Below are 16,603 nucleotides of genomic sequence, written 5' to 3'. Positions count from 1 at the left end.
ATGAATCATTTTTCGCGCCGTCAATTTTTCAAAACAGCCCTCACAGCGGGGGCATTTTCTGCTATTCCTGCGCCATTATGGGCTGCCGAACGCCAACCTTTGCGCGTTCCACCACTAATGGAAACACGTCGTGGTAAACCTGTTTTTTTAGAAATGAACAGCGCACAAGCGCAATTAGAACGGGGAAAAACCAGCGAAGTTTGGGGATTTAACGGTAATTATTTAGGCCCAACACTCAAAATGCGCCAAGGGGATTTCGCCAAGCTGAATTATCGTAATAACTTAACACAAATGGTTGCCTTAGCCATTCAAGGGCTACAAGTAAGCGCTGAATCACTCGGTGGTGTTACGCATCCTTTTACGCAAGGACAAAGCTGGTCGCCAATTCTTCCCATCACCCAAGCTGCCTGCACCTGCTGGTATAGTGCTTGTACCCTCGGGCATTCGGCTTATCAAACTTATCGTGGGCTGCTCGGACTGTGCATTATTGAAGATAACGAAAGTCGTAAATCCAGCTTGCCACAAAAATATGGCGTAAACGATATTCCTTTAATTTTGCAAGATATGCAATTAAATGATGAAGGTGTGCAATTATTCCAACAAAATCGACCGCACTTTTTCGGTAATCGTTTATTGGTAAATGGGCAAGAAGCCCCCTATTTAGCCGTACCGCGTGGTGTTGTGCGGTTACGTTTACTTAACGCCTCCCTTTCCCGTCGCTATGAATTACGCTTTGATGATGAACGCGATTTCCAACTTATCGCCCTCGATCAAGGCTTTTTACCACAAGCGAAAACAACTAAGGTGCTGTTTCTTGCACCGAGTGAACGCGCAGAAATACTTGTCAATCTAAACGAAGGGGAAAATGCCACCTTAATCGCAGGAAAAAAACGGAATTTTTTCAGTAAACTAATGGGCTTTTTCGGCAGTAATGAAGAATTGCTGGATAACACCGTTGTTGAGCTACGCCCACAAGGTTTAAGCAGTGCGTTTGCACAAAATCATACAATACAGTTTAATACTGATGCACTACAAGCATTAAAGGCGAAAATTCATCGTGAGCGCCATTTCCAGCTTGATGCCAATAATGGAATGATCAATCAACAACGTTTTGATCCAAGACGGATTGATGTAAATGCTGAATTAAACAGCACTGAGCGCTGGATTCTCACCGCCAACGAACCTACTGGGTTTAAAATTCAAGGGGCAAAATTTATCCTTGAACGTATCAATGATAAGCCCGTTGCAGAAAGCGATCTCGCTTGGAAAGATAGCCTGTGGATTGAAGGTCAAATGCAGATTTTAGTTCGCTTTCAACACCCTTCTTCTAACAGTCATCCTTTCACCTTTGGTGCAACGGATTTGCTCGCAGCGGATAAAGGTTGCTTAGGCTTAATGGTGGTGCAATAAAGAAATAACGCTAAGTTATGTGATATGCGCCTTTGATCTAAAAGTGCGGTTGAATTTTTGTTCGTTTTTTTGTTAAATCAAATTTATAAGATAAAAAGTCGTTTAAGGTTTAGTTATGTGTCAGCTATTAGGAATGAATTGCAATACCCCAACGGATATTGTGTTTTCTTTTGAAGGGTTTCGCCGTCGCGCAGGGCTTACCGATAGCCATTCAGATGGTTTTGGTATTGCCTTTTTTGAAGGCAAGGGCGTTCGCATTTTTCGCGATAACCAAGCAGGGCATAGTTCCCCCATTGCAGATTGTGTAAAACAATACCACATCAAATCGTTCAACGTCATTGCACACATCCGTAAAGCCACGCAAGGGGCGGTAACGATTGAAAATACACACCCATTTATTCGTGAAATTTGGGGCGAAAACTGGGTATTTGCACACAACGGTAATCTGACCCAATTACCTGATATGTCAGAAAATTTCTGCCAACCTATTGGCTCAACAGATTCAGAAGCCGCCTTCTGTTATATGGCTGAACAGTTAAAAAATCGCTTTCGCAAAAAGCCCACCGAAGAACAGATTTTCCAAGTAATTCAAGAAATTAGTAAAGAATTGGCACAAGGCGGCACATTTAATTTCATTCTTTCAAACGGCGAATGGATGATTGCTCACTGCTCTACCAATTTGCATTACCTCACCCGTAAAGCGCCTTTTGGTACAGCACAACGTATTGATGATGACGGGGTGATCGACTTTCGCCAACATACCACAGAAAAAGATAAAGTTACCATTATTACTACCTTTCCGCTGACTAAAAATGAGACTTGGACAAAAATGGAACACGGTGGTTTTGTGTTTTTCAAAGATGGCGATAAAGTTTACGAAGTCCTTGGCACCCCAAGGGAAGCCATTGATGATGGCACATTAGGCAATGCGAAAGCCGCCTGATCACACTCTCGTTAGAAGCACTTTTATTGTGCCATTAAAAGTGCTTTTTGATTTAACTATGTCCAACCTTTTTCTGTTATTGTTCGGATTATTCCATAAAACGAAACTGCTTTAATTTTTGGTAACCCATTATCAATAAAGATAAAATACTCAATTTTGTTTTTTGTCGAAATAAAACAGTGCGAAATCGAAAGTATAAAAAGATAAAATGTTAAAAAGACGTAAACATTTCTCTATTTTCTAACCAATTATTCAAGAAAAAATCGATCATTATCACAAATCACACCTTTTATCCTGTTTCATATCCGCAATCGCTATATCATCTGCGCTGGTTAGATTAGGTATTCATCATACGCTAATCCAAGTTTATATAACGGAGTTCGGCAATGCTAAAAACAACCATAACAAATAAATTCGATTTACTTTGGACATTAAATTTATTCGGTACGGCAGTGGGAGCTGGCGTACTGTTTTTGCCCATTAATGCAGGAATGGGCGGATTTTGGCCGTTAATTGTGATTATGCTATTAGTTGGGCCGATGACTTATTTTTCACACCGCGCGTTATCTCGTTTTGTGTTGTCATCTTCCCAACCGGGGAGCGATATTACCGAAGTGGTGGAAGAGCATTTTGGGCAGGGCGCGGGGAAAATCATCACATTACTTTACTTTTTCGCGATTTTCCCTATTTTATTGATTTATGGCAATGGCATTACTAATACAGTAGAATCCTTTATAATCAATCAGTTAGGATTAAACGCGCCAAACCGAATCCTACTTTCTTTCGTGTTGATTGCCAGCCTGATTTCAGTGATGCTGATGAGCGAAAAAATAATGTTAAAAATGACCGAGTTGTTGGTGTATCCCCTTGTATTTATTTTATTTTCTCTTTCCATTTATTTAATTCCTCAATGGAATACCGCAATGCTGCACCAAATGCCCGATGCAGCCAGCTTCATTGGCACGCTTTGGATCACCATTCCTGTATTAGTGTTTTCTTTTAATCATTCCCCGGCCATTTCTTGCTTTTCGCAATCGCAACAACGGGAATACCAATCGCCAGAGCTGACCGAACACCACGCAAGCCGAGCATTAAAAAACACCTCAACCCTGCTGTTATTTTTTGTTATGTTTTTCGTCTTTAGCTGTGTGCTAACCCTGACTCCTGAAGATTTAGTCCAAGCGAAAGCACAAAATATCAGTATTCTTTCCTTTTTAGCCAATAAGTTTGATAACCCTTATATTTCTTACTTTGGACCTTTAGTGGCATTCCTTGCTATTACTAGCTCTTTCTTTGGTCATTATTTAGGAGCGAGAGAAGGCATTCAGGGGCTGTATCTGAAATTCTCAGGCAAACAAGGCATTACAAATCGAAAAAAATTGAATTTTTTCACCGCACTTTTCTTTTTATTGACGCTATGGGCGGTGGCAATTATCAATCCAAGCATTCTTGGCTTAATTGAATCTATTGGCGGACCAATTATCGCCGCTATTCTCTTTTTAATGCCAATGTATGCGATTCGTAAAGTGCCGGCGATGGCACGTTATCGGGGCTATGCTAGTAATGTTTTCGTGACGATTATGGGAATAATCGCAATCTCAGCCGTCGTGTATGGATTATTTTATTAATTAAGATAGAATAGCCCACCTTTTGATAATAATTACCCTAAGCAGGGCGAAATGCCCTGCCAGAAAAGTTCGAGAAAACAATGATTAGTGTTTTTGATATGTTTAAAATCGGTATTGGGCCTTCTAGTTCCCATACCGTTGGCCCAATGAAAGCTGGTAAGCAATTTGTCGATGATTTAGTGACAAAACAGTTACTTGCCCGTACCACTCAGGTTAAAGTCGATGTCTATGGCTCTCTTTCAATGACAGGACGTGGGCATAATACTGATATTGCCATTATTATGGGATTAGCAGGCTATTTACCGCACGATGTGGATATTGATTTAATCCCTAAATTTATTTCTGAAGTAAAAAACACCGCGCTTTTACCATTGGCAAAAGGGCAGCAAGTGGCGAAGTTTGATTATGAAAGCGATATGGTCTTTCATCAAACCTTTCTGCCATTGCACGAAAATGGAATGACGCTATCAGCCTATGAAAATGATAACTTGCTTTATCAGCAAACCTATTATTCTATTGGCGGTGGTTTTATTGTTGATGAAGCCCATTTCAATCAGCAAGAAGAAAGCGACATCAATGTCCCTTTCCCTTATCAAAGTGCAGCAGATATTTTGCATCATTGCAAAGAAAATGGCTTGGCCTTGTCGAGTGTGATGTTACAAAATGAAATCGCCCTACACGGCAAAGAGGCAACCCAACTACACCTAAAACGCGTCTGGCAAACGATGAAAGAATGTATCGAACACGGTTTAGTGACCGAAGGGTTATTGCCCGGCCCGCTCAAAGTGGTTCGCCGTGCTGCAACGTTACATCGTTTATTACAAGCCAATAATGGACTTTCCAATGATCCGATGAAAGTGATCGATTGGGTTAATATGTACGCCTTGGCGGTAAACGAAGAAAATGCGGCTGGCGGGCGTGTGGTTACTGCGCCAACTAATGGAGCTTGTGGGATTGTGCCAGCCGTGTTGTCTTATTATGAAAAGTTTATTTCGTCGATTCGCGATGAAATTGTCGAACGCTATTTGCTGGCTTGTGGAATGATCGGCTCGCTTTACAAAATGAATGCCTCCATTTCAGGGGCTGAAGTGGGCTGTCAAGGTGAAGTGGGGGTGGCTTGCTCAATGGCTGCGGCAGGTTTAACAGAAATTCTTGGTGGAAGTCCAGAGCAAGTCTGTATGGCGGCTGAAATTGCAATGGAACATAATCTAGGGCTGACTTGCGATCCTGTGGGGGGACAAGTGCAAGTACCTTGCATTGAACGTAATGCGATAGCTTCCGTTAAAGCCATTAATGCTAGTCGAATGGCATTGCAACGAACGTCTAACCCGCGTGTAAGTTTAGATAAAGTCATCGAAACGATGTATGAAACGGGCAAAGATATGAACGCCAAGTACCGTGAAACCTCTCAAGGAGGATTGGCAATTAAAGTGGTTTGCACCTAAAATTTACAACTAAAAAATAAGGCGGTTTATTCCGCCTTATTTTATTTTTCGATTATTTAAACTCAATTTCCACCGCACTTTCTCCTAGCATTTCCACTAGCGTATTAATCAGTTCATCACTGGGGTTCACAGACCATTGCACACCTAATTTCACCAATGCACGTCCTTCTGGGCTTTGATAGTAAATATGAATTGGCAGTGCCCCTCCACTATATGGGCTAAGAATCTCTTTAAACTGCTTAATAAATTGCGGTGAAAGCTGTTCTTGAGTCAAGCAAATCGCAAGGCTTTTGGCGTAACGGCTTCTTGCTTCATCAAGGGTCATCAATTCCCGTACAGACATTTTTAAGCCTTGCGAGAAATCATCAAAACTGACCTGCCCTGACGCAATCACAATGGTGTCTTTTTGTAATTTTTCACCAAAACGCTCTAGGCTTTCGCCAAATAATGTCAGATCTAAACGCCCCGAACGATCATCTAAGGTAGCAATGCCTAAGCGGTTGCCTTTTTTTGTTATCGCTACCCGAGAACTCACGACCAAGCCACAAGTGGTGCTGATTTGTCCTCGATAATTTGGTACAAGATCTTTTAATCTTGTCGAGCTGTAATGGGCAATTTCCTTTAAATAAGGACTAATCGGGTGACTACTTAAATACAGTCCAAGGGTTTCTCGTTCACCATCTAAAATTTGTTTTTCGCTCCAACGTGGTGTTTTCGCATAAGCCTGCTCTACTTCTTCTGGCGTTTCTGTTAGTACGCCAAACATATCCGCCTGTCCTATCGCCTCATTTTTGGCATATTGATCTGAGGCTTTTAAGGCATCTTCTAAATTTTTTGCTAGCGCTGCACGATGTGGACCTAATTTATCGAATGCCCCTGACATTATGAGGCTTTCAAAGGTGCGACGGTTGATTTTCTTTAAATCCACTCTAGCACAAAGATCAAATAAATCTTTGAAAATACCACCTTGTTCACGGGCAGCAATTAAGGCTTCAATCGGCCCTTCTCCCACACCTTTGATTGCCCCAATACCATAGACGATTTCCCCATTATCATTCACGCTGAAATGATGTTTTCCTGTATTAATATCTGGTGGGGTAACCTTTAAGCCCATACGCAAACATTCATCGTATAGCCCAACGATTTTTTCGGTGTTATCCATTTCAGACGTCATTACGGCTGCCATAAATTCTGCGGGATAATGCGCTTTTAGCCATAATGTTTGGTAAGAAACCAAGGCATAAGCTGCGGAGTGCGATTTATTAAATCCGTAACCTGCAAATTTTTCTACTAAATCGAAAATTTTCATTGCAAGGTTACCGTCAATCCCGTTTTTAATTGCCCCTTCTTCAAATACAGAGCGTTGTTTTGCCATTTCTTCGGGTTTCTTTTTCCCCATTGCCCGACGTAATAAATCTGCCCCACCAAGGGTGTAACCTGCCAGCACCTGCGCAATTTGCATCACTTGTTCTTGATATAAAATGATACCGTAGGTTGGCTCTAAAATCGGTTTGAGTGAAATGTGCTGATATTCTGCATCAGGGTAAGAAATTTCCTCTTCGCCGTGTTTACGGCGAATAAAATTATCCACCATTCCTGATTGCAACGGCCCCGGACGGAACAATGCAACCAACGCAATAATATCTTCAAAACAGTCTGGTTTCAGGCGCTTAATCAAATCCTTCATTCCACGCGATTCTAGCTGGAATACCGCGGTAGTTTCTGCATTGAGTAACACTTGGAAAGATTGCGCATCATCAAGTGGGATACGATTAATATCCACTAACGGCTTGCCTTCTTTAGCCAGACGCGTATTAATCATATCCAATGCCCATTTAATAATGGTCAGCGTACGCAATCCTAAGAAGTCAAACTTCACCAGCCCGGCATATTCCACATCATTTTTATCAAAATGGGTAACTGGGTGTTTGCCTTCGCTATCACAATATAAGGGCGAAAAATCAGTAATCAGCCCCGGCGAAATCACCACGCCCCCTGCGTGTTTCCCTGCGTTACGCGTTACCCCCTCGAGCTTGCGCGCCATATCAATTAATGCTTTAACTTCTTCATCGCTTTCATAAATTTCAGGCAAACGAGGTTCTGCTTCAAAGGCTTTGGCTAAGGTCATTCCCGGATCAGGCGGCACTAATTTAGAAATGCGATCCACAAAGCTGTAAGGATGCCCCAGCACCCGTCCTACATCACGGATAACCGCTTTGGCCGCCATTGTACCAAAGGTGATAATCTGCGACACCGCACCGCGTCCATAGGTTTCCGCCACGTGTTCAATCACGCGATCTCGCCCGTCCATACAGAAATCCACGTCAAAATCGGGCATTGATACCCGTTCTGGATTTAAAAAACGCTCAAACAGCAAATCAAATTCAAGGGGATCAAGATCAGTAATTTTCAACGCATAAGCCACCAATGATCCTGCCCCAGAGCCACGCCCTGGGCCAACAGGAATATCGTTATCTTTCGACCACTGGATAAACTCCATCACGATTAAGAAGTAACCTGGGAAACCCATTTGGTTAATCACGTCTAGTTCAACTTGCAAGCGTTCGTCATATTCTTTACGTTTTTCTGCCCGTTCGTTTTCATCGGGGAATAAAAAGGCGAGACGCTCCTCCAAGCCTTCACGGGATTTTTGTACCAAATAATCTTCTGTACTAAGATCCCCGGTGGGAAATTTAGGTAAAAAATATTCCCCCAAACGAATGGTTACATTACAACGCTTAGCAATTTGTACGGTATTTGCCAGAGCGCTGGGAATATCTGCAAATAATTCACACATTTCCTGCTCAGTGCGGAAATATTGCTGATCGCTATATAATTTCGGACGTTTAGGGTCATCTAAGGTGTAGCTATCGTGAATTGCCACGCGGATCTCGTGTGCCTCAAAATCTTGCGAAGACAAAAAACATACATCATTGGTTGCCACAAGAGGGATATGATGTTTTTCAGCCAATTTTAAGGCGGCTTGGATATAACGCTCTTCTTCAGGGCGACCTGTACGGCAAAGGCTTAAATAAAAATGATTGGGAAAAAATTCTTGATAAAAATGCACCGCACTTTCTATATCAGCAGGGTTATTCTTCAACAATTTTTTTCCGATATCGCCATTGCGTCCGCCAGAGAGAATAATTAAGCCTTCGCGGTGTTCCACTAGCCATTGTTGATCGATATAAGGTAAATCCGTGTAACCACGTTCATAAGCTTTGGATAATAATAAGGTAATATTATGATAGCCCGTATTATTTTTGGCGAGTAACGTCAGCTCAAAGTGTTCATCTCCAAGCAAATCACTTTTCACTAATACATCTGCACCCACAATAGGTTTTATGCCTGAAGATAATGCTTCTCCATAAAAACGGACTAAACCACAAAAATTGGTGAAATCTGTCAATGCCATTGCCACCATTTCGTTTTCCACGCAGGCTTTGACTAACGGTTTGACTTTGGCAATACCGTTAATCATTGAAAAATCGCTATGCACACGCAAATGCACGAAACGCGGTTCTGACATAAAAAATCCTTGTTATTGTTGCCGTTGATTAGATGAAAAGGGAAATTAGCCTGCCATTTTAACGAGATTTTCACTCGGATCAAATCTCTTTTTGCAGGCAATCAAAATGGGAAATGGGCTTATAAACAGGCAATATGGCTGGCACAAGCGTAAGCTGAACTCCACGCCCATTGAAAGTTATAGCCACCAAGCCAGCCTGTTACATCTAGCACTTCGCCGATAAAATACAATCCTTTGACTTTCGTACTTTCCATTGTTTTTGATGAAATTTCGTGCGTATCTACCCCACCCATTGTAACCTCTGCCGTGCGATAACCTTCTGTACCATTAGGGAAAATTTGCCAGTGATGAATAACATTATCTAACCGTTCCAACTGCCCTTTGGTTAAATTCGCCAATGTTTCTATTGGAATGCTCTCTCTGGTTTGCCAAAGCTCTACTAATTTATTTGGCAAAATACGTGATAATGCGGTTTTTAACTGCAACTTAGGCGAAGTTTGGCGTAATTCAAGTAAATAATCACAAATAGATTGGTTGGGTAATAGATCAACTTCCACCCATTCATTGGGCTGCCAATAGTTAGAAATTTGTAAAATCGCCGGCCCCGAAATACCACGATGAGTAAACAACAGTTGGTTAATAAAAGATTGCCCATTTTCTGCACTGACTCGAACAGGCAAAGAAACGCCGGCAAGTGCGGTGTAAAATTGTTCTGTTTCTCGCCAACGAAACGGTACAAGGGAAGCACGCGGTGAGATCACTGCCAATCCAAACTGTTCAGCAATTTGATAACCTAATGGCGATGCACCTAAGGCTGGCATTGAAAGCCCTCCCGTTGCCACGACCAGCTGATTACAATACCAAGTTTGCCCATTGGCTTGCACAGTAAAACCGCCTTTTTCTGACTTAGAAACTTGCTCAATGTGCTGGCGTAGCTGAATATTAACCTGATATTTCTTACATTCTGCGAGTAACAAATCCACAATCTGTTGTGAACTTTCATCACAAAACAATTGCCCGAGTTCTTTTTCGTGATAAGCAATGCCGTATTCTGCGACTAAAGCGATAAAATCCCATTGAGTAAAACGAGCCAATGCAGATTTAACAAAATGTGGATTGTGCGAAAGATAATGCTGTGGCGTAACCTCTAAATTAGTGAAATTACAAAATCCACCGCCTGACATTAAAATTTTCCGCCCCGCTTTTTTACCGCTATCAAGAACTGTTACCTGTTTACCTTGTTTACCAAGTTGTCCAGCACAAAATAGCCCTGCTGCACCTGCGCCAAGAATTAGCGTATCAGAAACCCATTGTGTCATTCTTTACTTTGCTCCATTTTTGGCGTTTTGTAGCATTTCTGCCATTTGCATACGTTGAATGATCGTGCGGCGATCGATTCCCGATTTATCCGAATCCAACAGACGTTGCCAAAGTGCAATCGCATTGGCATAATCTGTTTTCATAAAGGCTTCTCCCGCTAATAACGATAAACTTGATGCCTCTTTCGGATCTTGCTGTAAGGCTTGATCAAGCATTGCCTGCACTTGTGGGGTGATTTTTTGCCCTGCCTGTTGATACAACACATTCGCGGCTAAACCTAAAATAGCCGGTTTACCGCCCGTTAAACGATCGGCATAAGAATAAGCCAGCAGTGCATTATCAAATTCATTATTTTGCATATAAGCCTGTCCTAATTCGATCCAAGCCTCACTGTTGTTAGGGTTTTGCCGTAAGCGCTGCTGAATTTTTTCCACATAAGATTCATTTTTTTGTCCCGTAGGTTGTTCCGTAAAAGGGGCGGTTAAGGGATCTACAAACGGTTGTTTAGCCTGCACTTGCTGTTGATATTCCAGTTCAGTAGAAAAGCGATCAAGGGAAAAATAATAGCCTATCGGCAAGCCAATCAATAATAAATTTAATCCCACAAAATAAGGGCGTGCTTTTGTCTTGGAAGAAATAACAAAGTGCGGTTGTTTTTCACGCTGTTTTTCATCATCAAGTAGCCGTTGGGCAAATTCTTGTAGCAATTCAGGATCAAGCTTACCTTTTGTTTGTTGCTGATAAAGGGCAATATTTTGCTGTTGGCGATAATTTTTCTGCCAATTTATCCTTCGTCCTAAAGGCAACCAAAGCCCAAGACTAATCAATAATAAAAGGGTAACACCGATAAAAAAAGTCATTCTGATTTATCCGTTTTTGCTAATAAATGCTTTAGTGCGTCCTGCTGCTCTGCACTGAATGCGACACTTTGCTGTGATTGTTTGACACGCAACATTCGCCACATAGCCACTGCGCCAAACAGTAACAATAAGAACGGTAATCCCCATAGTAAAGCGGTAGTAGATTTCACGGGGGGATTATAACGAACAAAATCACCAAAGCGATTTGTCATCGTTTCAATAATTTGCTCATTACTCTTACCTGCTTCCACCATTTTATAAACTTCAATACGCAAATCATAAGCAATAGGGGAATTGGATTCCACCAAGTTTTGATTTTGACATTGTGGGCAACGCAAGGATTTCGCCAGTGCGACAGCTCTTGTGCGTTCCTCGGGCTGAGAGAATTCAAAGGTATCTACCATTTCTGCCTGAGCCAGCGGAAGGACTGTAGCCAGTGTGATAATTGCAAACCACCATTTCTTCATTTTTTACCTTCCTTTTGACTCATCGCTTGTAAAGATAAGTGCGGTGCATTTTGTGCGAATTTTTGCCATAAAGGCTGAAATTCTTTCTGCCAAATTTGCTTATTCAATGGCCCTGAATAGCGATAACGAATAATACCGTTCGCATCGACGAAATACGTTTCTGGCGCGCCATCTACACCTAATTTCATTGCTAGCAAGCCTTTGCTATCATCAATAATAAGATGAAAAGGATTGCCCATTTCTCGTAACATTAATAACGCATTTTGCCGTTTATCGCGATAATTTAATCCCACAATAGGCACACCTTGCTTTTGCAAATCCATCAAAAAAGCGTGTTCTTGCTTACAATAAGTACACCAACTCCCCCACACATTAATCAAATAAACCTCACTCGGCAAGGAATGATTATTCACGTTGGTTGCAGGATCGAACAAGTTAGGTTGATAAAATTCAGGCACGGGTTTGCCAATTAAAGCAGAAGCAATTTTTTTCGGATCATTTTGCAGTCCTAATAATAGCAAGCCACATAGTGCAATAATCAATAATAAAGGCAGAAAAACAAGTGCTTTTCTATTCATCTTTTGCTCTCCTTGTTCTCAAACCAAAGGCGGCTAATAATGCGCCAAAAGCCATTAATGTTGCCCCAATCCATAACCAGCGAACAAAGGGCTTATAATGCAAACGGAAAGAAAATTCACCTGCGCCCAGTTTATCGCCCATCACGATATAAATATCGCCGAGCAAACTCCAATATAATCCTACTTCGGACATATTCATTGTCCGCACATCATAATAACGACGTTCGGGATAAAGTGCGGTGATTTTTTTGCCTGCTTTTTTAATCTCAAATTGTGCCACTTCACTGGTATAATTCGCCCCTAATTCATTACGGAAACCAAGGTACGTAAATTCATAGCCATTGAGCATTTGGCTTTGTTGCGGTGCTAGGCGTACCCCAATTTCGCTGGCAAAATAGCTCGACATTGTTGCACCAATCACGCTGAGTGCTAACCCACAATGCGCAATCACCATTGCCCAATGGGTTAAAGACAAAGCTCGCCCCCCGCTCCAAAGGGTAACACTTAGCAACCAAAGCGCTAAACTGATTAATGCAAAAGGTAAAAATTGAAAATGTAACGTTTCATCATTTTGAATGGTGAATGCGATCATAATATAAGCAAGACCACAAGCGGGGATCAGCAGTAAAACATTACGAGACAACAGTCTGCGGTGAATTTTTTTCCAAAATGCGCTCATTACAATAATCATCGCCAGCAAAGCCAGCACAATCAGGGGCAAGAAAATCGTATTAAAATAAGGTGCGCCAACAGAGATCGATCCCCACCCCATTGTGCTAAACAGCATAGGGTAAAACGTGCCTAAAAATACGCTTGCCGTTGCCACTGCCAGTAAAATATTCGCAATAAGCATTAGGCTTTCTTTAGAAAAAAGAGAAAAACGCACCGCACTATTTTCACTTGGACGCACATTAACTTTAAGCGCAAATAAGGTCAGTGAACAGGTTGTCAGTAAGAAAAACAGCATTAACAGTGCCATTCCTCGTTCACTATCCATCGCAAAGGCGTGTACAGAGGTGAGTACACCAGAACGCACAATAAAGGTGCCTAATAAGCTAAATGCAAAAGCAAAAAGCGAGAATAAAATCGTCCAATAATGGAAAATGCCACGCTGTTCGCTCACCGATAAACTATGCAATAGCCCTAGCCCGAGTAACCACGGCATTAATGAGGCATTTTCTACGGGATCCCAGAACCACCAACCGCCCCAGCCAAGTTCATAATATGCCCACCACGCCCCTAACATTATCCCTAAAGTCAAAAAGAACCAAGAAAGTAACACCCAAGGGCGTGTCCAGCGAGCAATTGCGGCATCAAAATGCCCACTTAATAAGGTGGCAAGGGTAAGAGCAAAATTCACCGCAAAACCTACATAGCCAAAATAAAGCAATGGAGGATGAAAAATCAGCCCCACATCTTGCAACATTGGATTAAGATCACGCCCTTCCAATGGGCTAGGCAACAGGCGCTCAAAGGGATTTGAGAAAAAAACAATAAAGAGTGCGAAACCAAAACAAAGTAAACCAAGAATAGACAGGGTTCGGCTCGCAATAATGGGATCAATGTTGCGACTAAAAAAGGCAAACGCCATTGTCCATAAGCCTAAAGAAAAAAGCCAAAACAGCATTGAGCCTTCGTGTCCACCCCAAGTGGCGGCAATTTTGAAAAATAACGGCAATGCGGAATTAGAATGGGCTGCAACATATTGTAGTGAGAAATCATCAACCGTAAAACAATAAGCAAGCCCGAGCAAAGAAAGGATAGTAAAAATCCCAAAGAGATAACTCAGATTCCACGCAGAGGTGATAAGGCGCGGATTCCCCTGTTTAATCCCAATATGCGGCACGATCGCCAACAGTAATGCGGAAACAAGAGCAAAAAGTAAAGCAAGAAAAGCAAGTTCAGGGATCATCGTCATATTAGCTGATTAATTTATCCTGTATTTTAGAGAAAATATGCCGTAATGTCATTGCGTGATGTGGTGAAATCATCTAAATACTTTCTATATCCTACCGGTGGTAAAAAAGTGTAAAAAATGCGCCGCACTTTAATTTTTCCCTCATTTTTCCTTTTCATTTTTCGGATAAGGGATTACCGTAAAATCCACATCACATTAAAACAAAGGCGAACACCTTGGTTCGCCTGATAATGATTAATTGGCTTTTTATGCTAAGGTCATTTGTCCTGCGTATAAAATAAAGTAACGCAAGCAAAGCACCCCGATTAAGCCAAGCCCCGCGACAATCAACATAAAGCCCTTTTGGTGCTTAAGTTTTTCACCTGCAACGGCGTTTAATAGAAGCGGTAATACAATCCCGATGCCGACCACGCCGATCCAGAAGACGTTCGCCCAGAAGCCCCCTGAAAGTGCGGTGTGAAATGCCACCGTTTTTTGCCCACCACCTAAATATAATCCAAAGAAGAAGGCGAAAAGTAAAAAGGCTTCAATGAGTACCACGGGCTGCTCAAATTTGTGTAAGAATGCCAAGCCTTTAGAATGAGGGTTTTCTTTGGTGCATAAAATGGTAAAGAAAATCAATGCAGCAATCCCTGATGAAGTCCCTGATGCAAGGAATAGCACTGGTAATACAGGATTATTTAGCATTGGATAACTCACTAATGCAGAAAGTAAGAACCCTGTATATGCCCCTAATGCTACGCTAAGCAACAAGGTAATAATCTCGATCCCATTGGTGAATTTTGCTGCAAGATCGATGATTTTCTCCGTAAGATTAGTGAGTTTCGGCACAAAGCGTTTCACTAAGCTAAGCACTAAGGACTTAAAGATAATCGCTAACCATAAGACCAAGAACAACATATAGACTTGGAACAACATCACCCCAGCAGACATAATTGATGTGTGGTGATAATTGAACATTAAGTACCAAAATGTCCAAGGTTTGGTTAAGTGGAAAATCAATAATAATAAGCCAATGGTAATGCTTATTGGTGCAAGTAACGCATTTACCTTCAAGATATGACTTTCTTCAGGATGTTCCCCAGCCAATCCTGCACGTTTTAGCAATACGGCAAGCATTGTCGCCCCTGCGGAAATCCCTAATAAAAAGAGATAAATCGCAATCGGCCCGTCCCATACTAAAGATGGGAAATGAAATGGACTGTTCATCGTCTGATCTCCCCTGCTCTAGCTGGAACGTGGTAAAGATTTGGATCTGTACCTAATTCAACCTTTGTACGATAGGTTTGTTTTTCTTTCAGTTTTAAAGAAATCTCGCTTTGCGGATCGTTTGTATTACCAAAGGTTAAGGCTTTGGTTGGACAGGCCTCCACACAAGCAGGCTGTTTGCCTTTGGCTAAATTCGTATCACGGCAGAAATTACATTTATCTGCTGATTTATACACAGGGTGAATAAAACGAACACGATACGGACATACCGCGATACAGTATTGGCAGCCAACGCAGAGATCTTTATTGACATCAACAATACCTGTGGACGCATCAATATAAGACGCCCCTGTTGGGCATACTGCAACACAAGGTGCATTGCTACAATGCTGGCAAGAATGACGGAAAAATTCATATTTCACGTCAGGGAATTCACCATAAGGTTCGCTACGAATAATTTCTAAACGTGAAACGCCTTCTGGCACTTGGTTAGTTTCACGACACGCATCCATACAAGCGGTACAACCAATGCAAGCCGTTTCATCGTGTAACATTGCATAACGAATTGGCTTTTCTTCTGCCTTATCTTGTGCGACTGACTTAATTGTTGTTCCTGTCATTAGGATCAAAGCTCCCATACCAGAAACAAAATTACGGCGTGAGCAAGTTGTCATTTGTTATCCTTTTGTTTGCTAGTCGGGTCAAGATCTTTTAGGGCTTTGCGTTTTTGTTGTTCTCCGTGACAATCCACGCAAAGTTTAACACGTTGTTTTTTCTCAATACCTTTCATTGCATCTTTTTCTGGGTGCAAGGTATGGCAGGCGGCACAAGGCAATTTCATTGCGTGAACATCGTGCGCCCAAAGTTTTTCGCGTAATTTTTCAGGGCGATGGCAAGAGAAACACACTTGATTTTGTTCTTGCACTGAGTACATCGGTTGTTTGTCAGAGAAAATATCGCTTTCAAAACGCATCACGTCTTTCACACCACGACGGTGATTTTCAGAAATATTACCGTGGCAGCTCACACAAGTAATCGGTTTCCCTGTGCTTGGATTGGTTTTAGATAAGTGTGTGCCGTGAAATTTACCAAAATGTAAATCACCACCAGATTGTTCATCATTAGCATCTAGTTTATGACATTTTGCACAATACTCATTGGGATTACGCTGATTCTCTAACGTAGGTTGATAACTTAATTCAGCGTTTTTAGTATTAGCTTGAGTGGGTAAAGCAAAGATCGTTATCGCAAGCAAGGCACTGAGCTTAACCACTTTCTTTAATACAGCATTCATTT

13 protein-coding genes are annotated in these 16,603 nt (G+C 41.8%); 4 read left to right on the top strand and 9 right to left on the bottom strand.

Going from position 1 to position 16,603, the window contains the following annotated elements:
• From L4F92_RS03370 to L4F92_RS03355, 4 genes are all read left to right on the top strand, one after another.
• Positions 1–1,410 (top strand): multicopper oxidase domain-containing protein, encoded by a 1,410-nt coding sequence (locus L4F92_RS03370; protein WP_250364540.1) that lies wholly within the window; start codon positions 1–3, stop codon positions 1,408–1,410.
• A gap of 115 nt (positions 1,411–1,525) precedes the next feature.
• Entirely contained in the window at positions 1,526–2,353 is an 828-nt protein-coding gene (locus tag L4F92_RS03365) for a class II glutamine amidotransferase (RefSeq protein WP_250350791.1), read from the top strand.
• A gap of 386 nt (positions 2,354–2,739) precedes the next feature.
• Positions 2,740–3,981, top strand: a complete 1,242-nt coding sequence (locus tag L4F92_RS03360; RefSeq protein WP_250364202.1) for a serine/threonine transporter — start codon at positions 2,740–2,742, stop codon at positions 3,979–3,981.
• Positions 3,982–4,061: 80 nt separating this feature from the next.
• Entirely contained in the window at positions 4,062–5,426 is a 1,365-nt protein-coding gene (locus tag L4F92_RS03355; protein ID WP_250364201.1) for an L-serine ammonia-lyase, read from the top strand.
• 52 nt (positions 5,427–5,478) lie between these two features.
• Here L4F92_RS03355 and dnaE read toward each other — a convergent pair whose 3' ends face one another.
• From dnaE to nrfB, 9 genes are all read right to left on the bottom strand, one after another.
• Positions 5,479–8,955, bottom strand: coding sequence for a DNA polymerase III subunit alpha (gene dnaE, locus L4F92_RS03350; protein ID WP_250364200.1), 3,477 nt, complete (start codon positions 8,953–8,955; stop codon positions 5,479–5,481).
• Positions 8,956–9,074: 119 nt separating this feature from the next.
• Positions 9,075–10,274, bottom strand: a complete 1,200-nt coding sequence (locus tag L4F92_RS03345) for an NAD(P)/FAD-dependent oxidoreductase (RefSeq protein ID WP_250364199.1) — start codon at positions 10,272–10,274, stop codon at positions 9,075–9,077.
• 3 nt (positions 10,275–10,277) lie between these two features.
• Positions 10,278–11,135, bottom strand: coding sequence for a tetratricopeptide repeat protein (locus L4F92_RS03340; RefSeq protein WP_250364198.1), 858 nt, complete (start codon positions 11,133–11,135; stop codon positions 10,278–10,280).
• The gene (gene nrfF, locus L4F92_RS03335) at positions 11,132–11,602 is read right to left on the bottom strand and encodes a heme lyase NrfEFG subunit NrfF (protein ID WP_250364197.1); all 471 of its coding nucleotides are present in this window, start codon (positions 11,600–11,602) and stop codon (positions 11,132–11,134) included. The genes L4F92_RS03340 and nrfF overlap by 4 nt, the downstream gene beginning before the upstream one ends.
• Entirely contained in the window at positions 11,599–12,180 is a 582-nt protein-coding gene (locus L4F92_RS03330; RefSeq protein WP_250364196.1) for a DsbE family thiol:disulfide interchange protein, read from the bottom strand. Before L4F92_RS03330 ends, nrfF begins: the two co-directional genes overlap by 4 nt.
• Complete coding sequence (nrfE, locus tag L4F92_RS03325) at positions 12,173–14,092, bottom strand: heme lyase NrfEFG subunit NrfE (protein WP_250364539.1); 1,920 nt, start codon at positions 14,090–14,092, stop codon at positions 12,173–12,175. The genes L4F92_RS03330 and nrfE overlap by 8 nt, the downstream gene beginning before the upstream one ends.
• Positions 14,093–14,344: 252 nt before the next feature.
• The gene (gene nrfD / locus L4F92_RS03320) at positions 14,345–15,307 is read right to left on the bottom strand and encodes a cytochrome c nitrite reductase subunit NrfD (protein WP_250364195.1); all 963 of its coding nucleotides are present in this window, start codon (positions 15,305–15,307) and stop codon (positions 14,345–14,347) included.
• Complete coding sequence (gene nrfC / locus L4F92_RS03315; RefSeq protein ID WP_250364194.1) at positions 15,304–15,981, bottom strand: cytochrome c nitrite reductase Fe-S protein; 678 nt, start codon at positions 15,979–15,981, stop codon at positions 15,304–15,306. The genes nrfD and nrfC overlap by 4 nt, the downstream gene beginning before the upstream one ends.
• Entirely contained in the window at positions 15,978–16,601 is a 624-nt protein-coding gene (nrfB, locus tag L4F92_RS03310; RefSeq protein WP_250350801.1) for a cytochrome c nitrite reductase pentaheme subunit, read from the bottom strand. The genes nrfC and nrfB overlap by 4 nt, the downstream gene beginning before the upstream one ends.
• Between the last annotated feature and the right edge of the window lie 2 nt (positions 16,602–16,603).

The sequence above is a fragment of the Avibacterium sp. 21-595 genome (assembly GCF_023611905.1).
In the GTDB taxonomy this organism is placed as follows: Bacteria; Pseudomonadota; Gammaproteobacteria; order Enterobacterales; family Pasteurellaceae; genus Avibacterium.
The sequence above is the reverse complement of the archived record's forward strand: the minus strand, read 5'-3'. Positions and strand labels throughout refer to the sequence as shown.